Origin of the sequence: Devosia sp. XGJD_8 (assembly GCF_046614475.1) — a bacterium.
GTDB lineage: Bacteria > Pseudomonadota > Alphaproteobacteria > Rhizobiales > Devosiaceae > Devosia.
Genome location: NZ_JBKJHF010000001.1, coordinates 1,812,739 through 1,835,149, shown reverse-complemented (window position 1 = coordinate 1,835,149; position 22,411 = coordinate 1,812,739). Strand labels below are relative to the sequence as shown.

The 22,411-nt window shown below is 65.4% G+C and carries 25 protein-coding genes; 12 read left to right on the top strand and 13 right to left on the bottom strand.

What is annotated here, in order from left to right:
• Nucleotide 1: 1 nt before the first annotated feature.
• Nucleotides 2–790: a hypothetical protein gene (locus ACLI1C_RS08605; RefSeq protein ID WP_411396455.1), complete on the bottom strand. Its 789-nt coding sequence runs from the start codon at nt 788–790 to the stop codon at nt 2–4.
• Between the two features lie 160 nt (nt 791–950).
• Between ACLI1C_RS08605 and ACLI1C_RS08600 the strand changes: the two genes are divergently transcribed.
• Nucleotides 951–4,640 carry an autotransporter-associated beta strand repeat-containing protein gene (locus tag ACLI1C_RS08600; protein ID WP_411396454.1) on the top strand — a complete coding sequence of 1,230 codons (3,690 nt, stop codon included), beginning with the start codon at nt 951–953 and terminating at the stop codon, nt 4,638–4,640.
• Here the strand turns inward: ACLI1C_RS08600 and ACLI1C_RS08595 are convergent.
• The 7 genes from ACLI1C_RS08595 to ACLI1C_RS08565 form a co-directional block, all read right to left on the bottom strand.
• The gene (locus tag ACLI1C_RS08595; protein WP_411396453.1) at nt 4,637–5,023 is read right to left on the bottom strand and encodes a DUF302 domain-containing protein; all 387 of its coding nucleotides are present in this window, start codon (nt 5,021–5,023) and stop codon (nt 4,637–4,639) included. The genes ACLI1C_RS08600 and ACLI1C_RS08595 overlap by 4 nt on opposite strands.
• A 71-nt stretch (nt 5,024–5,094) precedes the next feature.
• Nucleotides 5,095–5,724 carry a peroxiredoxin gene (locus ACLI1C_RS08590; RefSeq protein WP_411396452.1) on the bottom strand — a complete coding sequence of 210 codons (630 nt, stop codon included), beginning with the start codon at nt 5,722–5,724 and terminating at the stop codon, nt 5,095–5,097.
• Nucleotides 5,725–5,946: 222 nt separating this feature from the next.
• Nucleotides 5,947–6,393: a thioredoxin TrxC gene (gene trxC, locus ACLI1C_RS08585; RefSeq protein WP_411396451.1), complete on the bottom strand. Its 447-nt coding sequence runs from the start codon at nt 6,391–6,393 to the stop codon at nt 5,947–5,949.
• The gene (locus ACLI1C_RS08580; protein ID WP_411396450.1) at nt 6,390–6,731 is read right to left on the bottom strand and encodes an ArsR/SmtB family transcription factor; all 342 of its coding nucleotides are present in this window, start codon (nt 6,729–6,731) and stop codon (nt 6,390–6,392) included. The genes trxC and ACLI1C_RS08580 overlap by 4 nt, the downstream gene beginning before the upstream one ends.
• 75 nt (nt 6,732–6,806) lie before the next feature.
• Nucleotides 6,807–7,499, bottom strand: a complete 693-nt coding sequence (locus ACLI1C_RS08575; RefSeq protein WP_411396449.1) for an ABC transporter ATP-binding protein — start codon at nt 7,497–7,499, stop codon at nt 6,807–6,809.
• On the bottom strand, nt 7,496–8,698 hold the full coding sequence (locus ACLI1C_RS08570; RefSeq protein WP_411396448.1) for an ABC transporter permease: 1,203 nt from the start codon (nt 8,696–8,698) through the stop codon (nt 7,496–7,498). Before ACLI1C_RS08570 ends, ACLI1C_RS08575 begins: the two co-directional genes overlap by 4 nt.
• A 4-nt stretch (nt 8,699–8,702) precedes the next feature.
• Entirely contained in the window at nt 8,703–9,797 is a 1,095-nt protein-coding gene (locus ACLI1C_RS08565; protein WP_411396447.1) for an efflux RND transporter periplasmic adaptor subunit, read from the bottom strand.
• A gap of 222 nt (nt 9,798–10,019) precedes the next feature.
• On the opposite strand from ACLI1C_RS08565, the gene ACLI1C_RS08560 reads away from it, so the two are divergent.
• From ACLI1C_RS08560 to ACLI1C_RS08550, 3 genes are all read left to right on the top strand, one after another.
• Complete coding sequence (locus ACLI1C_RS08560) at nt 10,020–10,454, top strand: hypothetical protein (protein ID WP_411396446.1); 435 nt, start codon at nt 10,020–10,022, stop codon at nt 10,452–10,454.
• 107 nt (nt 10,455–10,561) lie between these two features.
• Nucleotides 10,562–10,906, top strand: coding sequence for a YbaN family protein (locus ACLI1C_RS08555; protein ID WP_411396445.1), 345 nt, complete (start codon nt 10,562–10,564; stop codon nt 10,904–10,906).
• A gap of 64 nt (nt 10,907–10,970) precedes the next feature.
• Nucleotides 10,971–11,357 (top strand): DUF983 domain-containing protein, encoded by a 387-nt coding sequence (locus ACLI1C_RS08550; protein WP_411396444.1) that lies wholly within the window; start codon nt 10,971–10,973, stop codon nt 11,355–11,357.
• 7 nt (nt 11,358–11,364) lie between these two features.
• Here ACLI1C_RS08550 and ACLI1C_RS08545 read toward each other — a convergent pair whose 3' ends face one another.
• Entirely contained in the window at nt 11,365–11,589 is a 225-nt protein-coding gene (locus tag ACLI1C_RS08545) for a hypothetical protein (protein ID WP_411396443.1), read from the bottom strand.
• 164 nt (nt 11,590–11,753) lie between these two features.
• Here ACLI1C_RS08545 and ACLI1C_RS08540 point away from each other — a divergent pair, with 164 nt between their 5' ends.
• Both ACLI1C_RS08540 and ACLI1C_RS08535 read left to right on the top strand, forming a co-directional pair.
• Nucleotides 11,754–12,575, top strand: coding sequence for an HlyD family efflux transporter periplasmic adaptor subunit (locus ACLI1C_RS08540; RefSeq protein ID WP_411396442.1), 822 nt, complete (start codon nt 11,754–11,756; stop codon nt 12,573–12,575).
• A complete protein-coding gene (locus ACLI1C_RS08535; protein WP_411396441.1) occupies nt 12,575–14,545 on the top strand; it encodes a glycosyltransferase in 1,971 nt (656 codons plus the stop codon). The genes ACLI1C_RS08540 and ACLI1C_RS08535 overlap by 1 nt, the downstream gene beginning before the upstream one ends.
• Here the strand turns inward: ACLI1C_RS08535 and ACLI1C_RS08530 are convergent.
• From ACLI1C_RS08530 to ACLI1C_RS08520, 3 genes are all read right to left on the bottom strand, one after another.
• A complete protein-coding gene (locus ACLI1C_RS08530; RefSeq protein WP_411396440.1) occupies nt 14,542–15,624 on the bottom strand; it encodes a cache domain-containing protein in 1,083 nt (360 codons plus the stop codon). The two genes, ACLI1C_RS08535 and ACLI1C_RS08530, sit on opposite strands and share 4 nt — an antisense overlap.
• A 180-nt stretch (nt 15,625–15,804) precedes the next feature.
• A complete protein-coding gene (locus ACLI1C_RS08525; protein ID WP_411396439.1) occupies nt 15,805–16,119 on the bottom strand; it encodes a hypothetical protein in 315 nt (104 codons plus the stop codon).
• 29 nt (nt 16,120–16,148) lie between these two features.
• Nucleotides 16,149–16,808, bottom strand: coding sequence for a hypothetical protein (locus ACLI1C_RS08520; RefSeq protein ID WP_411396438.1), 660 nt, complete (start codon nt 16,806–16,808; stop codon nt 16,149–16,151).
• Between the two features lie 215 nt (nt 16,809–17,023).
• Here ACLI1C_RS08520 and ACLI1C_RS08515 point away from each other — a divergent pair, with 215 nt between their 5' ends.
• The 4 genes from ACLI1C_RS08515 (at nt 17,024) to ACLI1C_RS08500 (ending at nt 20,130) form a co-directional block, all read left to right on the top strand.
• On the top strand, nt 17,024–17,296 hold the full coding sequence (locus ACLI1C_RS08515; protein ID WP_411396437.1) for a hypothetical protein: 273 nt from the start codon (nt 17,024–17,026) through the stop codon (nt 17,294–17,296).
• A gap of 262 nt (nt 17,297–17,558) precedes the next feature.
• Nucleotides 17,559–18,107 carry a PepSY domain-containing protein gene (locus ACLI1C_RS08510; RefSeq protein ID WP_411396436.1) on the top strand — a complete coding sequence of 183 codons (549 nt, stop codon included), beginning with the start codon at nt 17,559–17,561 and terminating at the stop codon, nt 18,105–18,107.
• The gene (locus ACLI1C_RS08505; RefSeq protein WP_411396435.1) at nt 18,104–18,769 is read left to right on the top strand and encodes a response regulator transcription factor; all 666 of its coding nucleotides are present in this window, start codon (nt 18,104–18,106) and stop codon (nt 18,767–18,769) included. The genes ACLI1C_RS08510 and ACLI1C_RS08505 overlap by 4 nt, the downstream gene beginning before the upstream one ends.
• A complete protein-coding gene (locus ACLI1C_RS08500; RefSeq protein ID WP_411396434.1) occupies nt 18,766–20,130 on the top strand; it encodes a sensor histidine kinase in 1,365 nt (454 codons plus the stop codon). Before ACLI1C_RS08505 ends, ACLI1C_RS08500 begins: the two co-directional genes overlap by 4 nt.
• Here the strand turns inward: ACLI1C_RS08500 and ACLI1C_RS08495 are convergent.
• Nucleotides 20,098–20,244, bottom strand: coding sequence for a hypothetical protein (locus ACLI1C_RS08495; protein WP_411396433.1), 147 nt, complete (start codon nt 20,242–20,244; stop codon nt 20,098–20,100). The genes ACLI1C_RS08500 and ACLI1C_RS08495 overlap by 33 nt on opposite strands.
• A gap of 215 nt (nt 20,245–20,459) precedes the next feature.
• Here ACLI1C_RS08495 and ACLI1C_RS08490 point away from each other — a divergent pair, with 215 nt between their 5' ends.
• Nucleotides 20,460–20,906 carry a DUF1236 domain-containing protein gene (locus ACLI1C_RS08490; protein ID WP_411396432.1) on the top strand — a complete coding sequence of 149 codons (447 nt, stop codon included), beginning with the start codon at nt 20,460–20,462 and terminating at the stop codon, nt 20,904–20,906.
• 72 nt (nt 20,907–20,978) lie between these two features.
• Complete coding sequence (locus tag ACLI1C_RS08485; RefSeq protein WP_411396431.1) at nt 20,979–22,388, top strand: DUF6600 domain-containing protein; 1,410 nt, start codon at nt 20,979–20,981, stop codon at nt 22,386–22,388.
• The last annotated feature ends 23 nt before the right edge of the window (nt 22,389–22,411 follow it).

Here is a 22,411-nt window from a genome sequence, read left to right as displayed (position 1 = left end):
GCTACGCCATCAGCTTGGCATAGTGCTGCATTTCGGCGGCGCACCATTGCTCGAATTCCTCACGGAAATCCGGCCGGACCGCGCCGGATTTCTCCGGCGCGATGATGCCGTGCGCGCGGAAATGGGCAATGACATTGGCGACATGGGATGGGGAGACCTGGAAGCGCTCGGCCATGGCCTTGTAGGTCAGCACGCGGTGGGTGGGGCCGCTCGCGTAATGGCCCGCCATCAGGCCGACCAGCAGCTGATAGCCGCAGTCGAAGCCGGCCGCGGCAAAGACCCGTGGGAAGGCGGCGATCACCGTGTCGCTTTGGCGGATCACGCTGCGCGAGCGTGCGATCAGCCTGCCAAGCGCATCGGGTGATCGTTCCAGCTCGCGCGACAGGTTCTGGCCCGTCAGGCGGTCGAAGGCCGCGACGAAACAGGCGCAGGAGCGGCCGACCTCGCGGATCAGCTCGGGCTGCGGGCGTAGCACCTTTTGCCGCCGATCGCGGGCGTCACTCTCCACTGCGATCAGGCCGGCGGTGGACAGGGTCTGCACCAGCGTGGCCGTCTGGCGCGGGCTGAGCCGGGATTCGGCCTGCAGCCGCGAGAGCGTCGCGGCGGGCGCGTCGTCGTCTCCGGCGTAGAAGAGGCCGATCAGCACATAGCAGGCATAGTAGCGGTCCAGCTGATTGAGGAATTTCCGGATCGGCCAGCCGGGCACGGCCGGCTCCGTCATGCGGTTGCAATAGTCCGCCACGGCCGCGCGGAAGTTGTCCTGGGTGATCAGACTTGAATTGATTGCCAATGCTCGTCCTCCGGCCGGAACGCAATACAGCAAGGGCCGCGACACAATCGATGCAAATTTTGGAGTAGCAACAACCTGGTGTCCTCGCCAAAAGAAACGGCAGCGCCCTGACCGGGCCGCTATCTGCCGCATACTTAAGGAAAAACGGGGGACGCAAGGGGTGGCCGGGACAAGACACACTGCGCCCGCGGTTCTGTCCGGATTGCTCTGCGCCTTCGGCGCGGGCAGCCATGGCGCGCAGGCCCAGAGCAGCATCAGTGGCTATGTCGAGGTCACCGACACCAGTACATTCGCGCAGCAGGTGACGTTCGCGCCCGGAACCCATCTGCATGTGATCGGTGGCGGCACGATCGGCGACGGGACGATCTCGACCGGTATATTCCTGCAGGGGGCAACGACAATCTCCACGACGGGCGTGCTCACCATCCAGCAGATCGCCGCCCTGCCGCAGGGCCAACCGCTGCGGTTCGGCCTCGCCGGCCAGGCCGGCACGATCCAGGTGGAGGGTTTCGGCAGTTTCAGCAACACCAATCCGCCCATCATTTCCGTTGATGGCGGCACGCTGGAAGTCACCAGAAGCTCGGCCGCGCAGTATTTCGCCTTTTTCGGTCCCGTGAACGTAGCGAGCGGCGCAGCGCTGGATTTCGGGCTGCAGAACGCGACGCTGGAAGGATTGTCGGGCGGCGGCCAGATCGGCGCGCGCAACCTGAGCGTGGGACCGGGCACGTTTAACGGATTGCTCAACGTCGGCCAGGGCGTGACCATCACGGGCGATCTTACCATGAACGGCACAATCAGTGGCGCGGAAACCGTGACGGTGAGCACGGGAGGCAAGCTGACACTGACAGCGAGCGGTGCCCTCGAGACCAGCGCCGCCCTGGTCATCAACGGCACGCTGAACGTCGGGACCGGCCAGAGCGCGGGTTCTCTTGCCGGGTCAGGGGCTGTGACGATAGCGCCGGGCGTGATCCTGTCGGTTGGCAGCGACAATACCAGCACGACATATTCCGGCACATTGTCCGGCGCCGGCTCGGGGCTCACCAAGCTGGGCACCGGCACGCTCACCCTTGAAGGCACCGGTTCCTATACCGGCGAGACACGCATCGAGGCCGGGACGCTCGCCGTGTCGGGCGGCAGCGCCATTTCAGACCAATCGGCCGTCGTCATGCAGGCTCCGGCCAGTTTCGCCGTGCTGGCGGACGAAACCATCGGCTCGCTCAGCGGCAATGGCACAGTCATGCTGACCGGGAACCTGACGACCGGCGGCGACAACACCTCCAGGTTCTTTACCGGAAGCCTGAGCGGCGCCGGCGGGCTGTTCAAGACCGGAACGGGCACGTTTATCCTCGCTGGCGTCAATACCAATGCGGGCGGCGTTGCCGTCAATGACGGCATTCTGCAATTGCAGAACGGACAAGCCGTCGCCGATACCGCCATGCTGTCGGCCACGGGCAGCGGCACGGCGCGGCTGCTGAGCAGCGAAACCGTCGGCGCCATTTCGGGGAACGGGATCATCGATCTCGGTGCCAATACGCTGACCGTTGCCGGCGCGGCGCTTTCCAATTTCAGCGGCGTGATCAGCGGGACTGGCGGCCTGGTCAAGACGGGCACGGAACGGCTGGTGCTCAGCGGCACCAACACGTTTACCGGGCCGATCCAGATCAGCGCCGGAACCATCGAAATCGGCAATGGCGGCACGACCGGATCGATTGCCGCGGGCGCCACCATCACCAATGATGGGACCCTCGTGGTCAATCGCAGCAACGACCTGACCCTGGCCAACCGCATCGAGGGGAGCGGCCTCCTGGTCAAGCGGGGCGCCGGTACGCTGACGCTGGACAACAATGCCAACAGCTATACCGGCGGCATCGAAATCCAGGGGGGCACGCTGGCCGGCAATACGCTGGCCATCCGTGGCGATATCGTGAACGAGGGCACGCTCTCCATTCTCGATATTGGATCCAACACCTTTTCGGGTGTGATTTCGGGCTCGGGCAATGTGGTCGTCGACGGCACCGATCGGCTTACCCTTGTCGGCGCCAATACGTTCTCCGGCGGCCTCACCATCAGAAACGGGAAAGCGGTGGGGGTCGCTTCCGATGCCAATCTGGGCGCTGCCGCAGGCGCCCTGACCTTCCAGGCCGGAACGCTTGCTACGAATGCGAGCTTTAGCAGCGCGCGGTCCATGACCTTCGAGCCAGGCGGCGGCGTGTTCGAGCCGGCCGCCGACACGCGCCTTACCCTGACAGGCGTGTTGTCCGGCGCGGGCGGCCTGCGCAAGCGCGGCCCGGGCGTGCTCGAGATTGCCGGCACCGGCACTTATGCGGGGACGAGCTTTGTCGATGCCGGGACGCTGGTGGTGAATGGCACGCTCGGCTCGGCCGTCAGCGTCGAGAGCGGCGGGCGGCTGGGGGGCAGCGGCACGATCGGTGGCCTGACGCTGCAGAACCTGGCGACCCTGGCGCCGGGCAATTCCATCGGCACGCTGAGCGTCAATGGCGCGGCCAGCTTCGGGGCAGGCTCGACCTATGCGGTCGAGGTCAATGCCGCGGGCCAGTCGGACCGGCTCGCGGCGACCGGGGCCGTCACCATCGATCCGGCAGCGCAGGTCTCGGTCGCTGCCGCCGATGGCACCTACGCGCTTGCCACGACCTATACGATTGCCAGCGGCGCCTCTGTCACCGGCGCCTTTGCGGGCCCGGTGGCCAGCAACCTTGCCTTTCTCGACGCTAGCCTCTCCTACGACCCGACCGATGTGCTGCTGACCCTGACGCGCAACGATGTCAGCTTCACCGATGTCGGGCAGACGCCCAACGAGGTTGCCGTTGGCGGCGCACTCGGATCGCTTCCGCCGACCAGCCCCATCGCCAACACGATCGTCGGCCTGTCCGCCGAGCAGGCGCGCCACACCTACAATCAGCTCTCGGGCGAGGCGCATGCGGACATCCGCATGGGGCTGCTGTCGGACGCATCATTGACGCGCGACGCCGTGCTGGCGCGCATGGGCGATGAGCGGACCGAAGAGGGTGCGGAAATCTGGTCGAGCGCGATCGGCAACCTGACCACCGCTGCAGCCTCACCCAACCATCCCTATGCGCAACAGTCCCTGACCGGGGGCGTGGAGTTCGGGGTGGATCGGCAGGTCGACGCTGGAACCTTGGTCGGGGCTCTGGTCGGGTCGTCCGTGACGAGTCTGAGCATCGACGCGCTCGGGTCGAGTGTCAGGGCCAGTGGCGTGCATGCCGGCATCTATGGTGCGGTGGAGGCAGGTCCCGTGGCCCTGCGTGGCGGGGCGATTGCCGGCCTCTACGACATGGCCGGCACGCGCAAGTTCGACATCCCCGGACAATCCGGAAGCGCCGTCGCGGCATATACGGCTGGGCAGGCGCAGGTGTTCGGCGAGCTGGCCTATGAGTTCCTGGACGGCCCGAGCGCCGCCGAGGCCTATCTCGGCCTGTCGCATGCGCATCTGTCCTCGACGACCTTTGCCGAGACCGGCTCCCCGCTGGCGCTGAGCGGCCGCGCAGGCGATGGCGGGCTGACCATGGCGGCCATCGGACTGCGGTCCGCAACGCAAATCGACATGGGCGGGCAGGAGGCAAGCCTGGGCCTCGGCGTCGCCTTGCGGGCAGCGGTGGGCAATTCCGAGCCCGGCTACCAGATGCAGCTTGCCGGCAGCACGGCGTTTGACGTGCGCGCCCGGCCGGTCAGCAGCCCCGAACTCGTGCTCGACGTCAGCTTCGACTCGGCGCTCTCGCAGACGACCAATGCCAGGTTCGGATATCAGGCCACTGTCGGCGGATCCGGGCTCAGCCAGTCCGCCAAAGCGACGCTGTCCATGGGGTTCTAGAGCTCGTCGGCAGCTTCGCTCAGCAGGCTCTGAACCTTGCCGGCCACGGCCTGCAGCGCAGGATTGTCGATGGCGGTCATGGAGGCTACGGGGTCGATGGCGCTGACTTCGATGACGCCATCTGCCAGCTCCCGTACGATCACGTTGCAGGGCAGCATGGCGCCGGCGCGTGGCTCCAGCTGCAGCGCCTCATAGGCCATCTTGGGGTTGCAGGCGCCCAGGATGACATAGGCCGGAATGTCGACATCCAGCTTGGCCTTCATGGTCTTCTGCATGTCGATCTCGGTGAGGACGCCAAAGCCCTTGGACGCGAGCACCTGCCTGGTGCGGGCAATGGCATCGTCGAATGTGATGCCACGCAGCTGCTTGTCGAAGGTGTACATGCTGGTCTCCTTGCATGGTGATAGGTGGCCGCCACGGCGCCAGGCCTGGACGGTCAGGGAATGTTGGGGCGTTACTTCACATCGGTGAGCCGAAGGTAGGGACGCGGCGCTTCCCAGCCCTGTGGGAACCGGTCCCTGGCCATATCGTCGGTGACCGAGAGCGGGATGATGACCTTGTCGCCCGGCCGCCAGTCGGCCGGCATGGCCACCTTGCTCTTGTCGGCAAGCTGCAGCGCGTCGATGACCCGAAGGATCTCGTCGAAATTGCGCCCGACATTCATCGGATAGGTCAGGGTGAGCCGGATCTTCTTGGCCGGATCGATGATGAAGACCGACCGCACTGCCTCGGTAAAGCTCTGCGACGGGTGGATCATGTCGTAGAGCCTTGCCACCTTGAGGTCGGCATCGGCGACGATGGGGAACTCGACATTGGTGTGCTGGGTGGCGTTGACGTCGTCGATCCACTTGAGATGTTCCGCGGCCGTATCGGTCGAGAGCCCCAGCGGCTTGGTATTGCGCTTGGCAAACTCACCGGCCAGCTGGGCCGTGCGGCCCATTTCGGTGGTGCAGACCGGCGTGAAATCGGCCGGATGGCTGAAGAAGAAAATCCAGGAATCGCCTGCCCATTGATGAAAGCTGATCGGCCCTTTGGAGGAGTCGATGCTGAAATCGGGTGCGACGTCGCCGATATGGAGAGACATTGTCTTGGTTCCTTTGCGTTCGAAGAGCGAAATGGGCGTGCCAGATCGTATGGCCGTGACTGGTCCTGCCCGGCGGGACCTGGCTGGGCTGCTGCGCCGCCAATCCCTGGAAGCCTGGTTGCTGCAAGAATGAAGACTACCTCCCGGCGCAAGGGCCACACTTGACGGAGATCAAGCGCCGGGGGGATGGAGCGTTTGTTTCCTCAGCTGTCGCCGTTCAGCTCACCGCGCCGGACCGAGCTGTTCGCCAACCCAGCGACCGATCTGTTCGGCCGACATGGCGCCAGAGACCCGGGCGACTTCCCTGCCCTCGCGAAACAGCAACATCGTCGGTATGCCGCGAATGCCCAGGCGGGATGCGACGGCCTGTTCGCTGTCGGAATTGAGCTTGATGAAGCGGGCGCGCGGCTCAAGGGCTCGCGCCGCCTTTTCGAATTCGGGGGCCATGGCCCGGCACGGACCGCACCAGGGCGCCCAGACATCGACGATGACCGGGATGCTGCTCTTGCCGATCTGGCGCTCGAAGGCGGTACCCTTCACATCGCTCGGCCGGCCCGAAAAGAGCGGCTCCCCGCACTTGCCGCACTTGGCGTCCAGGGCGTCGCGTTCGGCAGGGAGGCGGTTTGCGGCCCCGCATCCGGTGCAGACGACGTGCCGATCGGTGCTCATGCATTGTCTCCGTTTGAAGTGGGCGGCGCGGCCGTGTCACTGACTTTGGCGCAATAGATTCCGTGCAGGGTAGAAAGCAGCCGGCCCACCTCTTCCGAGGCCAGCCGGTATCGCATCGACTGCCCGTGGCGATGGGCCGAAACCAGATGCAGTGCGCGCAGCCTGGACAGATGCTGCGACAGCGGCGATTGCGCCAGATCGATGCGTGCCGACAGTTCCCCCTCGCTGAGCTCAGCGTCGATCAGATGGCAGAGGATCAGCAGCCGCTTCTGGTTGGCCATCGCCGCGAGCAGCTCGACAGCGTCTCCGGCGCGTGGTTCCAGATCAATCATCTTCATGCACATGCATTAGCAAATGCGAATATATATGTCAACCGGGCGTTGGGTGCGCCGGGCGGCACAGGACGCCGGCTGCTAGCGGCTGTCGTCGGCGATCTTGCCATCCACCATGTAGATCTGCCGGCGGCAGCGGGCAGCGATCTTTTCGTCGTGGGTGGAGATCAGGAAGCCTGTGCCGTCGGACGTGTTGATCTCGGTCAGCAGCTGCATGACGCGGTCGGCACTCTCCCGATCAAGGTTGCCGGTCGGCTCGTCGGCTAGCACCAGTTCGGGCGCATTCATCAGCGAGCGGGCGACGGCAACGCGCTGCTTCTGCCCGCCCGAAAGCTGGCTGGCGAGATAGTCACGCCGATCCGACAGGCCGACGCGGTCGAGCAGTTCGCTGCCCCGCGCCCGGTCTTCCCGCCGCTCCCGCCCGTGGCGCGCGGCGGCCGGAAACATCACGTTTTCAAGCGCGGTGAAATCGGGCAGCAGCAGGTGGGCCTGGAACACGAAGCCGATATGGCGATTGCGGAACTCCGTGAGCACAAAGTCGTCCGCGCCAACTAGGCTCTGCCCCAGGATGCGCACAGAGCCGGCAGTGGGACGCATGAGGGTGCCAAGGATATTGAGCAGGGTCGACTTGCCCGAGCCGGAGGGGCCGAGCAGCGCAACCAGTTCGCCGCGCGCAACCTCCAACTGCACGCCCTTGAGCACGCGGGCGACGTTGTCGCCTTCCTCGTAGTCCTTGGTGAGGTCGTGCACTTCGACCAGCTGCCCGTCGCTCATGGGCCGATCGCCTTGACCGGGTCGATGCGCGAGGCCGCGTAGGCCGGCCAGAGGGCGGCGGCAATCGCGCCGGCCAGCGTCAGGGCAATCGCCGCGCCATAGGCGCCCTGGCGATAGTCGACCGGCAGGCCGCCGCCGCTGGTCAGTTCGGGCGGCGGGAATGGCAGCAGCGACAGGTAGCCCAGCCCTGCCCCGAGCAGCCCGCCAGCCAGGCCGACCAGCGCCCCCTGAATGACGAAGACGGTGACCACAAAGCCCCGGCTGGCGCCCATGGCCCGCATGATGCCGATCTCGCTCTGCCGACGATAGGTGGAGAGCAGGAGGGCACTGGCCACGCCGATGATGATGGTGACAAGGGCAAAGCCCTTGATGAGGTCGCCCGAGCGTGCCTGCGCCGTCAGTCCCTCGAGCAGCTGCGCATTCTGGTCCTGCCAGGCGGTGGCCTTGAGGCCGGTCCGCGCCCGCAGATCATCGGCCACGATGCGCGCCTGCTGCAGGTCATCGAGCTTGATCTCGTAGCGCGACAGGCCCTCGGGCAGATCGAGCAGCACGCGGGCCGCCCGGATGTTGAGATAGACGGCCGCATCGTCGACGGCGGCAAGGCCGAGCTGGAAAATGCCGCCTATGGTGATGGACTGCTCGACATCGCGCTCGGAGCGGATCACCAGCGACTGCCCGATGCCGATGCCGAGGGACTCTGCCAGGCCGCTGCCGATGACGGCGGTACCGAGCATCAGCTCACTCGAACCCGCGACCAGGCTGGCGTCGATATCGGCAATGGCCGAGATATCCTTGGAGTCCAGGCCGGTGATCTGTACCGGCGCAACGGCCTCGCCCTTCACCATGAAGCCGTTGCCGAGCAGCTTGCCCACGACGACCGAGACATGCGGCGCCGTTTCGAGGATCGGCAGATAGGCCTCGGCCGATTGCAGCGTCGGCCGCTGCTGGCTCGATTTGAGCACGGCAAGCAAGGTGCCGGGCGCCTCCTCCAGCAAGGCCGGATTGCGATCGGCCGGCTCGACGATGACATGGGCGATGCTGCCGACCGTGCGGTCGATGAGCAAGACAGCGAGCCCACCGATCAGGGCGCTCATGAAGACGAAGACATAGACGCCCACTGCCACGCCGAGAACGAGCAGCAGCGACTGCCCGCGCGTGGCCGTCAGATAGCGCGTGGCGATCTTGATGCTGTAGAGCACCGCCCTACTCCCCGACCGCGACGAGAGCCCCGTCGGCCTCGACCAGCGTGCTGTCGACGATCAGCGTTTCCCCGCCCGACAGTCCCTGGGTGACCATCAGCCGATCGGAGGGCCAGTCGATATATTGGACGGGCCTCAGCACGGCCCGGCCATCTTCCACCACATAGACGGCGGGCTGGCCTGCGGCCGCCAGGGCCTCGCGCGGGATGGTGATGGCATTGTCGCGGGCCTCGACCTCGATGTTGAGCATCACGGTCAGGCCGACCGGCAGATTGCGCTCACCGGCCCCCGGCAGTGAGACGCGCACGAGACGGCCGCCGGTGGATGCGTCAACACTGGGGGAGACATGGATGACCTCCCCCGCGATCAGCTCGGAATGGCCGGCCGGACGCGCCATGACAGGCAGTCCGCGGCGCATTTCCGAGGCATAGAGTTCATCGACGCTGGCCTCGGCATGCAGGGTGGCGAGGTCGGCGATCAGGAAGAGCGGCGTCGAGCTGCTCACCACCTGCCCCGCATCGGCACCCCGGCTCAGGATCGTGCCGTCGAACGGCGCCTTGACGATGTGCTGGGCCAGCAGGTCCTCGGCCTGATCGAGCAGCGAGCTCAGCCGGTCGACCTCCTCCTGGGCGGTTTCCGCCGCCAGGCGCGCATCATCCAGTGACCGTTGCGACACCGAGGCCGTGAGCGCCTCGGCGCGCTCCAGGTCCACCTGGGCCTTGTTGCGCTGCGCCTCGGCGCCGTTGAGCTGCGAGCGGGCCTGCGCCACCGTTGCGCGCTGCTGGGTATCGTCGATGACGAGCAGCGGCGTGCCCTCTGTGACCAGTTCCCCTTCGGCCGCGGCAACGCTCAGGATGCGCCCCGACACCGTTGAACTGATTTCGACCTGCTCGGTCGGCTTCACCCGGCCATTGATGGCGAGGACCCGGCTGGCAGGCCCCTCGGTCACCACCTCGACACCGACGATGGCCGGCTTGGGCTCCCATGGGCGGTTGAGGACAAGCCAGGCCGCGCCACCGACCACCGCAGCCAGCAGGACAAGATACCAGAATGTCCGACGGCGCCGGCGCTTGGCAGCAAGGCTCTCGATGTCACTCAACGAAATGCTCCAAGTCCCGGGTCAGATCATAGATATGCTCCAACACCCGGGTCAGATCACATTACGTGGCTTATGCCGCCAAGGCGAACCCTCTCCCCGGCTGCCCCTCCCGCCTGCTTCACGCCCAAATCTACCCGCAGCAAACCCGATCTTGCTTGTCCCAGAGCAAGGACTGTGACGCGCCCATCGCCTAGACGTTCCGCAAAGCTGCGGGGACAGGCCATGAAGATCACGCCATTTTATGCCGATGCCATCGACGCCTTGCTGTGCGAGGACGGCAGCACCGTCCACCTCGACAAGCTTGCCGAGCTGGTGGTGATCGACCTCAAGGGCCATGGGCACTTTGGCAATGTCGCCCACCACATATCGCGCGGCGACTGGACGGCGGTGCACAATGCGCTGCGCGAGGTGCTGATGCTGCCGCAGGCGGCCGAGACGCTTTCCCCGCTGGCGCGAAACCTCGTGACATTGCTGGGCGCCCGAACGCGCAATCTCCGCCCCTTCCGGCCATGGCTGCTCGAGCGGGTCGAAGGCCAGACCACCGAGCTCTACCGGCGCAGCCTCGAGCGCCGCGTCGATGCGCTTGCCGAACAGCTCGGGAGGTTTGATTTCCGGTTCTCGAAATCGGCATTCCGCATCATTGCCACGCACGGCTAGGGACAGGCGATCGCCCCGCATTTGTTCCAGCTCAAGAACCGAGGGCATACGCGCTGCTAGAAGGGCCCTGCCCGTTCGACACGAGAGACACCGCGATGCGCCCAATCATGCTTGCCACCGGATACCTGATGCTGGGGCTGGGCGCGGCCGGAACGGTGCTGCCTTTGCTGCCGACGACGCCGTTTCTGCTGGCTGCGGCATGGCTGTTTTCTCGCTCATCGCCTCGCCTGGAAGCCTGGCTCTACGGTCTGCCGACAATCGGGGCGCCGTTGCGTATTTGGCGGGCAAAGGGCGCCATTGGCCTGCGCACCAGATGCGTGGCCCTGGCGAGCCTAGCCGGGGGTGTCACGCTCGCCATCGGCTCCCAGTCGCTGCCGTTGCCAGCCAGTGCAGCGCTAGTCGTCATCGCCCTGGCAGTCGGGGGCTTCATTGCGACAAGGCCGGCCCCCTGAGGCATCCTGCCCCGCCCGTGCTACCATGAGCAGTCACGATGGATTGCCACTCAAAGGAACTGCCATGCCCCCCGATCCCCACGCGAGACGCCTCAATGCCGTATGGCCCGCAATCTGGCGGGGGCTGAAATGCCGGTGCCCTCTCTGTGGCGATGCCTGGCTCTTCCATCACTACATCGAGCAGGTCGACAACTGCGCCGCCTGCAACGAGCCGCTGTCCCGCTACAAGGTCGGGCTGCTGCTGCCGCTGGTGGTGATCACCGTGATGGTGCACATCATCGGCTTCTTCATGCTCGAAATGGAGCTCACCGGGCACGGCAATCCGCTGGTTTACCTCTACGTTCTAGTACCGCTGTCCATCATCGTTCCGATCGCTATCCTGCCCTCGAGCAAGGGGGCGATTGTCGGACTGTTCTGGGCCAAGGGGTGGAGCGACGAGCAGGATCGCTAGCAGCGACCTACTCCGTGCGGCGTCCGGGCGCGACCGCTTTCCAGCAGATTTCGGCGACCACGGCGGCGGCGGTCAGTGCCGCGAATTTGAGGAAGATCTCGACTTCGTCGCCCGCGATCCATTCCGGCCCGCCGACGGTTGCGACATGCAGGCAGGCTGCGCCGAACACCAGAACGATCACGAAGCCCAGCAGGCAGGTCATGATCCAGTCTGCGGTCTTTATCTGGGGCAAGTCGGGAAACTCCGGGATGTGAGAGCAGCCTGCCAGAGGGCCATTGAGGCACCGACAATCGCGCGGATACAATTTTATCGAATCTGGAGACACAAACTTCAGGGGCGATTGCGAGGTTGGCGGCGGGGGCTCCGGATAACCGTCTGGAATATCGGGAGACTGTCTTGAAGTATGCGGTGCGTATCGTCGGCCTGTTGGCCATCCTCTTTGCCCTCTACATCATCGTGGGCGAACAACTGGTCGGCTCCAGCAGCAATGCCTATGTGAACACGCGCCTCGCCACTTTGCGCATGCCGATCGATGGCCGGATCCAGCTGTCCACCGCACCGATCGGCGGCCGGGTCTCGGCGGGCGAAGTTGCCGGGACCGGCGTCGCGCGGGACACCGGGGAAGAGAACATCGCCTGGGTCCTCGACGGCCGCCTGCAGGCGGCGGCCGACCTCAAGGCCTATGAGGGTGCCGCAGACGTCTCCGAACTGGCGCAGCGCCAGGCGCTGGAACGGCTCAGGGCCTATGAGAGCGCAAGGGCAGCACTTCGCACCCAGCAGGTCGCCGGCAACACCGTAGCGCTGCGCTCGCCGGTCTCGGGAATTGTGTGGAGTCTTTCTGCCCATAGTGGCGACCTCCTGCCGCAAGGGGAGCCCGTTGCGCGTATCGCCGATTGCGAAGCCCTGTTCGTTCACGCCACGGTCGACCAGCGGCTCTACAATGATCTTAAGCCGGGCGATCTGGCGCAGTTCCGCTTCCACAATGGCGGGGTGGTCCAGGTGTCGGTGAGCCTGCTGGCCGGCACGGGGCCACGCACCGTCTACGAGACCATGGCGGTCAATCCCACCGACCAGCAGCTGGAAGGCTATGCGGTTTTCCTAGAAGGAGCGGGACTGGACAGTGGCGGCACGTGCCCCATCGGCAAGTCCGGTCGCGTGGTGTTCAGCGATGGTCCCACGAGCTGGCTGGGTGACCTGCTGGCCGGCCTGGGTCTCTGATGCTGATTCTGCCCGAATGGCTTGTCGTCCTGGCACCCAGCATCCTGCTTGTCGGGCTCGCCGTCAGCCTCCTGCCCTTCTTCAAGCATGATTTCTGGCCCGCGCGCGTAGCCTTGGCGGTGGTCGCGATTGCCTTCAGCCTCCGCTATCTCCACTGGCGGCTGACCGAAACCCTGGCGCCTGCCGGGCTGACGCTGGACGCAGTGGCGAGCTGGTCGTTCTTCGCCATCGAGGCCGGCACCGTGCTGTCGGGCATGTCAGCTTTCGTCATTCTCTCCCGCCACCGCAACCGCTCCGGCGATGTGGACCGCCAACTGGCCGAACAGGGAGCGCCAAAGGCCGAGGTGGCCGTGTTCATCGCCACCTACAACGAGGAATGGGCGGTGCTTGAACGCACGATCATCGGCTCGCTGGCCTGCGACCATCCGCGCAAGCGGATCTATGTGCTCGATGACGGGCGCCGCGACTGGCTGGCCGAGCACTGCCGCAAGCTGGGCGTGACCCATGTGACGCGCCCGGACAACAGGGACAGCAAGGCCGGCAATATCAACCACGCATTGGGGCTGCTGCGCGCCAGCGGCCGTCCACCAGACTTCGTGGCGGTGCTGGACGCCGACTTCGTGCCCCATCGGGACTTCCTCACGCGGGGCCTGGCGCTGTTCGCCGATCCCTCGGTGGGGCTGGTGCAGACGCCGCAGCACTTCTTCAACCCCGACCCGATCCAGCACAATCTGGGCATCAGCCGCTCCTATCCGGACGAGCAGCGCTTCTTCTTTGACTATATGCAGCCGTCCCGCGATGCCTGGGGCCTGGCGGTGTGCTGTGGCACCTCATCCATCATGCGCTGGGCGGCGCTGGAGACCATCGGCGACATGCCGACGGCCAGCGTGACCGAAGACTATCTCCTCACCTCGACAATGGCGCTGCATGGCTATGCCACGATCTATCTCAACGAGCCGCTGAGCGAGGGCCTCGCGCCGGAGGGGCTCAAGGAATATATCACGCAGCGCGCGCGGTGGTGCCTGGGCCTGATGCAGATCCTGCACAGCCGGGTTGGTCCGTTCAGTCGCGAAAAGCTGCGGTTCCGCGACCGCCTGAGCATTCTCGAATCGGCCGCCTACTGGCTGACGACCTTTCCCTTCCGGCTGGCCTGCATCCTCTTCCCCCTGCTCTACTGGTATTTCGGCGCCATCGTCGTCGATGCGCGGATGACCGACATCATCTACTATTTCGTACCCTACTACCTAGCGACGATGGTCTTTCTCAATTTCGTGTCGGTGGGGATGTTCGTACCCATCGTCAACGACATCAGCCAGCTGGTGGGGGCGCTGGAAATCTCCCGCGCCGCGATCGTGGGCCTGTTCCGACCACATGGCCACGCCTTCCAGGTGACGATGAAGGGCGGCGCCCGGGGCGATATCGTGGTGCAGTGGACCATCATGCGCCGCTTCATCGTGCTGTTCGCCCTGACCCTGTTCGGGCTGCTGATCGGCCTGACCTCAAGCTACCTGTTCGATGCGAGAGCCGGCGAAGGCAAGCCGGTCATCCTGTTCTGGACACTCTACAATCTGCTGGTGCTGGCGGGGACCATGCTGGTCTGCATCGAGCTGCCGCGCACCGCCTCCCTGCTCAGGATGCGGCCAGAGCAGGTGCTGGTGACCAGCGGCACGCGGCGCTGGAACGCCTGGCTCGAGGATATCCACCAGGAGGCCGTGCGCCTGCGCGGCCTGTCGCTGCCCGCAGGGGCTGAGGTGGAGATCGCCGTTGCCGGCATCGGCAGCATTCCGGGTCGGATCACCCTCACCGTGGGCGCGACGATCGATGCGGATATCACCCTCACTACCGATCAGCGCGAACTGCTGGTGCAAAAGCTGCACACCCAGTCGGGCGCACCGGGCACCGGCGCGGTGGCCAACAGCCGCATGGCGGCGGGGATCCTGCGGCGCATCATTGCCGGCACGATCCACTAGCGCGGCGGAGCGTCCAGACCGCCCGATTGCAACCTTGCCAGCACCTCGGACAGCACCTGCACTTCCTTGAAGCGGCGATGCTCCCGGACATAGGTCACGGGCTGCCCCCTGGCCTGCGCCAGGAGCGCACTGCTGATCCGCCGCAGGGGCATGATCAGGATGCCCGCCACAAAGACGAAGGCGGCGAGGACCAGCGCCCAGGCGGCGATTGCCGCAAGACCGAACCGGGTCTGAAACCGCTGCTGCGGCCCCGCCAGCGCGGCCGGATCAAGGCGCGCCACCAGGCTCCAGCCAAAGGGTGGCATGCTGCCATAGGTGAGGTTGGGAACCGTGAACACCTGGTAGCGGACGCCGTCGGGCCAGGTTTCCTCAAAGACGCCCGCAACGCCGCGGCGCGCGGCCTGGAGCGAGTTCACCTCGGCGACGCTTTCGTCGATGACGGCCGTCGACAGGATAATGGTGCCTTCGCGATTGACCACGATGGCGTCGAGCTCGAGCAGTTGGGCGGCTTCGTCGACGATGCCCCGCACCCATTGCCAGTTCACGTGGGCGCCCAGGACGGCGATGACATTGCCGCTGGCGTCCAGCACCGGCGCGGAGAAATCGACAAAACGCAGCGGGTCGCTCGCCTCCGGCTGCATCAGCCGGGCCAGCAGCAGCGCATCATGCACGTCGCCGGCGAAGGGACCGGTCAACCCCTGCTGAAACCAGTCGCGCTGGCCGACATTCTCGCCCACCAGCATGCCGCGCGTACTGGCCAGCACCGTGCCGTCGGGAGCGGCAATGCCGATCCAAGACACCTTTTCATTGGTGGCGCCCATGGCGTCGATACGATCCTGCAGCGCCTGGCGGTCAGCCACCGACGTGATCGCGGCGGCGGCGAGTTCGACATTGCGCCACTCCTCGTGCAGGCTGCGCTCGAGCATCGTCCCGAGCGTCGTGGCCCGCACGCGCACGGCCTGCTCGGCCGTTTCGCTGCGATAGTCATTAAGCCCGGCACTGAAGACGCCCGACAGGACGACGAGTGCGATCAGGGTCGTGATGCCGACAACGATGGCCAGGAGGGTGCGTAGCTGCATGGTGTTGCATCCTTGGGTGCGCCGCGCTCACCCGCGCAGCCGTTCCTGGCACCAAGCCCCGCACGAAAGCAGAGACGTGCCAGCTCCGGGCAACACGCCAAGAATCGCCAGAATCCTACGCGCCACGTGCCGTAGGGGCAACCGGCAGATCTCCGGAGAGCGATGCCCGCTCCCCTGGCGTCAGAAGTCGAGGCAGCCCGGTTCGTCATTCACGCTGGGATGGTAGATGACGAAACTGTCGCCCGCATCGGCCAGCCGCAGTGCCTCTGGCCTCGGCAGCCACTCCGTCCGCGTGATGCGGGCATAGGGATCGCCGCGCCGGGCAGTGGTGACGAGGCAGACATGCTCGACGTCGTCGGGAATGGTGGCGGCGGGCTCGTAGAGCTTCTTCATCTGGCCGGGCGGAATCTGGTGGCCCGCCTTGTGATGGGCGAGGGCCGGGGTGGCACCGAGGGCCACGAGTGCGGCCACGACAGGCAGGGCAGATAAGCGCATTTTGGATCCTTCCAGGAGCCGTTGTTGTGTCAGGAGAAAGCCGGGAGCCTGGCCGGGCGGAGCCGCGCGCCGGGCTGCCGCGGCGTGGCGTAGCGCTGCGGGGCAAAACCCAGCCAGATCAGCCGGTTGCGAATGGCGGGCGAGAGCACCGGCCAGAGCGCGAGCTTTTCCCGCTCGCTGAGGTCGGCGAATTCCAGCCGATGCGCCGTGCTGCGCAGCTGGACCGCGAAGATGGCCGGGTCGGCATCGAGACCAGACTTTGCCAGGGCCAGCAGCAGGGTGGCCGCGTGGCCGGGCGAGAGCTGCAGGTTGCGATCGAAATAGACGGCGATTTCCGGCAAAGCCGGATCATCGCTGCGCGCCATCAGGTCGCGCAGCACGTCGCGGCAGGTCCGGTGCATCAGCCGCATGACGAGTTCGCTGACATGGCTGTTGCGCTCGGCTCCCTCGAGCAGGCGGCCGTTCTGCTCGACCTGTACCGTGCCGCGGCCCATGCAGACCTGGCAGACATGACACGTCGGGTCTGCGACGGCCTGCCGAACTTCAAAGGTAATGCGCAGGTCCGCCTTCCTGCACCAGGCGCATCGGGCGTCGAACCGGCCACGGTCCTGCATGTCGCCGGTGAACACCCACTGGCCTGCATCCACCTCATGGGGTGAATGGCCCTGCCGGCCGGATAAGTGATCCATCTCGAAGTCCTCGCGCTGGCAAATCAATGGGCCTTTTACGCGGAAGGGAGTGACGAGATTGTGATGCGGTCTGTCAGCGCGCTGTAAGGCGCCCATTTCCGGGTACTTGCTGACAAACACCTGACCGCCCGGCTCAGGCCCAGCCCATGTCGCTTGCCGTAAAACTGAGTCGCGACGGCCACCTCCGGCTGTCACAACAGATACGGAGCCAGAAAATGAACACGTCACTGAAAAAGGCCGCAGTCATGGGACTTGGTCTCGCACTGCTGGGCGGCATTGCCGGAACGCATGCGGACGAGCGCAAATCCCCCAAGACCTACGTGCTGGAAGATGGCACCGTCCATGCGACGCCGGGCGAGATGTTCCAGTACCTGCGCACGCGCGACAATGGCCTCGCCGCCGGCAACCCCAAGGACATCGTCGATGCCTATCCCGAGGAATTCGACAATGTCGGTGACCTGATCCGGCAGAAACGCCAGTCCGACTAGTCGCCACAAGCGACAAACCTACAAAGGGCGAGTGCCAAGCGGCGCTCGCCTTTTTGTCGTCGATGGTGATGGATAAAGGCACGGCCGACACCAAGCGACGGGGGGCGTATGGCGCTCGGTATCGGCCGTTTTCGATGGACCGCTGATCGAGGTGGCATGGGACACCCGAACAATGGTTCGTATTCTCTAGCATGCGCTGGTTGAGCGGCGGCTGAGATGCATTGTCAGCGTATTGTAAGCTTGACTGGGGTATATCTGGACCATGACAGCCAGACTTCTCATCGCCGTATTTCTGCTACTGGCCGCAGCGGCGCCCACGCTCGCCCAGGGAAACAGCGACGGGAACGGCAATGCGGGCAACAACGGCAATGGCGGCAATAGCGGAAACGCCGGCAACAGCAGCAGTCCGGGCAATAGCGACAATCCCGGCAACGGTGGCAATGGCGGCCGCGGAAATGCGGCGAGCGAGAATGCCGGGAACGGCGCAGGCAATGCGGGCAGCGGCAATAACAGCGGCATTGGCAATGGCGCTGGAGCCAGCGAGCCCGGCACGCCTTCGCCGCCCCCTTTCAGCGAGCCGACACTGGTACCGGAAGAAGACATCCTGTCCATGGTCCAGTCGGGCCAGGCCGTGTCGCTGTCCTCCCTGCTCCCGGGCGTGCAGGCGCGCTCCGGCGGGCAGATCATCGATGCGCAACTGGTGCGGACGCCGCGCATCCTGATCTATGCGGTCAAGGTCCTGACGCCGGATGGCCGGGTCGGCACCGAATATTACAACGCCCGTTCCGGCGCCTATATCGAGGTAAGATGACCCGGGTTCTCGTCGTTGAGGATGATGACCGCATCGCGGAGACCCTGGCCGCGGGCCTGGGCCGTTCCGGATTTCTCGTCGAGCGCGAGCGGGATGGCGAGGCCGGCTGGTATCGCGGCGACAGCGAGGATTTCGACGCCATCGTGCTGGACCTCGGCCTGCCGCAGATCGATGGCCTGACCGTGCTCAAGCGCTGGCGCCAGGCGGGCCTGATGACCCCGGTGCTGATCCTGACTGCGCGCGTTCAATGGGAGGAGCGCGTCGAGGGCATCGAAGCCGGCGCCGACGACTATGTCGTCAAGCCCTTCCATGTCATGGAGATCGCCGCGCGCCTGCGGGCGCTGGTGCGCCGCGTCAACGGCCATGCGACGTCGCTGATCGCCTTTGGGCCCTATCGGCTCAATCTGCGCACGATGGAAGTGACCAATGATGGTCTGCCGATCGATCTGTCGCCGCAGGAGTTCAAGCTCGTGTCCTACCTGGTGCAGAACCGGGGCAAGGTGTTGTCGCAACTGCAGATCACCGAGCATATCTACAACCAAGATTTCGAGCGCGATTCCAATGTCGTCGAAGTCCTTGTTGCCCGGGTGCGCAAGCGCCTGGCGCCCGATATCATCAAGACCCGCCGCGGCTTCGGCTACACGTTGGGTGACGGATATTGAACATCCGTTCGCTTCGGCTGCGCCTGATGGCGCTGGCACTGGTCTGGGTCGTCATCTCCCTCGTGGCCGCCGCGCTGGTCCTGCAATATCTGTTCACGATCAATATGGAGCGTGGCGCCCGCGAGAACATGGAGGCGGCCATGACGCGGCTAGCGGCCTCCATCGTGGTGGGGGCCGAGCCCCCTGCCCTTGCCGAGCCCATGCCCGACCCGCGCTATGCCACGCCCCTGGGTGGCCGCTACTGGCAGATCGAGGCGCTGGAGAGCGGCGCCATCAGCCGCTCGCGCTCGATGTGGGACGAAGATATCGCGGTGCCTGCCGATTTTGAGGGTGTGTTCCATCAAACCGCACCGGACAATCGCCAGCTGATCCTGCTGACCCGGCAGTTGCGCATCGATGGCCCGGCGGGCCCGCAGGCCTACAGGGTCACGGTGGGCGAGGACTACGACCCGATCCACCGCGCGACGCAGGCCTTCCTGGTGGATGCGAGCCAGCTGCTGGCCCTGCTCGGCGTGGTGATCCTCGCCGCGGCCTACCTCCTGCTGCGGCTCGGCCTGGGGCCGGTTTCCCGCATCCGCCAGGCCATCGAGGCCGTGCGGCATGGCGAAACGTCCCGGCTGGAAGGGACATTTCCCAGCGAACTCGACTCCATGGTCGACGAAATCAATGGCCTGCTCGAAGTGCGGGAGGTGATGAGCGATCGGGCCCGCGCCCGCGCGGCTGACCTCGCCCATGGCCTCAAGACGCCGCTGGCGGCCCTGCATGGCATTGCCGACCGGCTCCGCCAGACCGGTAACGCCCATGATGCCGATCTGCTGCAGGACCTGTCTTTCGAGATGTCCGAGCGCGTCGATTACCAGCTGCGCCTGTCCGTGCTGCGGCCGCGTACCGGTTCGGACAATGCCAGCTCATCGCTCAACACGACCGTCTTGCGCACCGTGGCCGTGCTCAAGAAGACCAGTCGTGGCGAGGACCTGCACTGGATCGCGCAATTGGGGGCCGACTATGCGGTGGATATTCACCGCCAGGACCTGATGGAGCTGGTCGGCGTGCTGATGGAGAATGCATCGAAGTGGGCGGCCAGCCGGGTAGTCGTCACCAGCCGGCGCGAAGGGCCACGCGCCGTGCTCGAAATCTGCGACGACGGGCCGGGCATTTCAGATGACCAGTCCTCCCGGCTGGGCGAACGCGGTCACCGTCTCGACGAAAGCCTGCCCGGAACCGGGCTGGGCCTGTCGATCGCGCAGGAAATCCTTGCGCTCAATGGCGGCAGCATCGCCTTTGGCCGGGCGGACCTGGGCGGGCTCATGGTGAGCGTCGGCCTACCGCTATCGCGGCTTGACCGGCGCGAAGTCGGATAGGCTGGGACGGCCCGCTTCCGGGCCGGCGCCCTGGTCCTCGGCGCTCAGCAACAGGCCCGCTGCCGCGAGTCCGGCCATGACGATAAAGGACAGAACCAGCAGCAGCGTGAGCATATCATCTCTCCATCTATGGCAAAACCTGCCCATATAACGCCGCAATTCCACAATAGTTCAGCCATTGTTGAAATATTTGTAAATTACAATTGGCTTACAACGGCTGTAAGCAACCTGTAATACTTTATAGTTGCAGAATTCTGGAACCAGATATCTAGATATTCATTCTCCTGCTCATCGCTTGCTTGGAATGCAAGCCAAGAAGGAGAATAGATATGAAGAACCTGCTTCTCGCTTCCGTCGCCGTGATTGCACTCGCCGCTACCCCTGTGATGGCACAGGAGGTCAAGGCCGACGCAGATGCTGGCGCAGTTGTGGGCGGTACCGCCGGGGGCGCCACCGGCGCTGTGGTCGGCGGCCTGATCTTTGGGCCCATCGGCGCGGTGATCGGCGGCTTTACCGGCGCCACGCTCGGCGCTGCGGCCGGTGTCGAAGCCTCGTCCGTCGAATATGTCCGCCTCAACCCCACCGAGCCGGTGGTGATCGAGGGTGACGTCGATGTCGGTTTCGTGGTGCCCGAGACCATCGAAGTGCACACGATCGAGAACGACGAGACCTACGGCTATTTCTATACCGAGGATCGCGTCTACTTCGTCGATCTCAGCAACCGCACCGTGGTCTATTCGCCCGGCACCGTGGTTGCGGCCGAAGTCAGCAACTAATCCAGACCATGCGGGCCGCCCATCGGGCGGCCCGTTTCATTGCCGGGGGGCGTCATTCAAGTGGAGGAAATCATGATGAAATCCAGACTATTCGCCCGCCTTGCTCTCGTCGGCGCCCTGCTGTCGACATCTGCCCTCTCGCCCGTTGGTCCACTGGCTGTCCAGTCGGTCCAGGCCCAATCAGTCAGCATCAGCTTCGATCTGTTCTTCAACGAACTCGAGCCGCATGGCGTCTGGGTGCGCCACCCGCAATACCGCCATGTCTTCTGCCCGACCGGCGTTGACGCCGACTGGCGTCCCTATACGCAGGGTCGCTGGCTCTATCTCGCCGATTACGGCTGGTACTTCGCTTCCGATGAGCCATTTGCCTGGGCGACCTATCACTATGGCCGCTGGCTCGATGATGACAATCTCGGCTGGTGCTGGGTGCCCGGCACGAAATGGGCTCCGGCTTGGGTCAGCTGGCGCCGTAGCGACAACATCATCGGCTGGGCGCCGCTCCCGCCGGAAAGCGAGGGCTATGCCGTTTCGGTGGAAATCGTGCGCGACGAGCTGCCGGAAGGCTATTGGGTCTATGTCCCCACCGAGCGCTTCGTCGAGCCGGAACTGTCGGTCAGCATCGTCTTTGGCGTCGATCAGCCTGACTACTATGCCCAGACGCAGTTTCTCGGGCCGGTGGTCGTTGAGGGCGATATCGTCACCAATAACGTGATCGAAGTCACCTATATCGAGCAGCAGATCAACCAGGAGATCGTGGTCTACAACGTCGAGGAGGCTCCCGATCCGGCCACTGCGACCGTCGCCGCTGAAGGCAATTCCGTCCAGGTCTTCACCCAGGACGTGGCGGAGCCGGCTGAAGAAGCGGCCCCTGCCGAAGCGGTGGAAGAGGCCGAGGCACCGGCCGTGATCGCTGAGGAAGGTGGCACTGCTGGCGCTACGGCGGGAGCCGAAGCCGAGGTTGAGGCCGATGCCGATGCGGCGCCTGCCGAGGCAGCGCCAGCAGACCCTGCGGCTCCGGCCAGTGATGCCGCTCCAGCGGATGCCGAAGCGCCGGCTGCTGATCCTGCGACCCCTGCGGCCGAGGATCCCGCCGCCGAGCCGCCCTGCCCGCCTGAGGTGATGGTGGATGGCGTCTGCCCGCCCGAGGCAACCGAGCCGGCACCCGAAGCTGAGGCCCCTGCCCCTGACGCTGCGGCACCCGTGGCTGCCGATGCCGAAGCCGAGGTAGAGGCTGATGCTGCCGCCGAGCTGGCCGCGCCTGTTGAACCTGAAGCTGCGGCCCCGGCTGCCGATGCCGCTCCGGCTGAGGACGCTGCACCGGCCGAGCAGGCTGCGCCTGCTGAGGAAGCCGCTCCCGTCGAGGAAGCTGCGCCCGAAGGCACCGAGGTTGAAAAGCCGCTCTGCCCGCCCGAGCTGATGGTCGATGGCGTCTGCCCGCCGGAGGCACTTGAAGGCGCCGAGGAAGAAGAGACCGCGCAGTAAGCCGCGCAGTCACTGCGACAGAG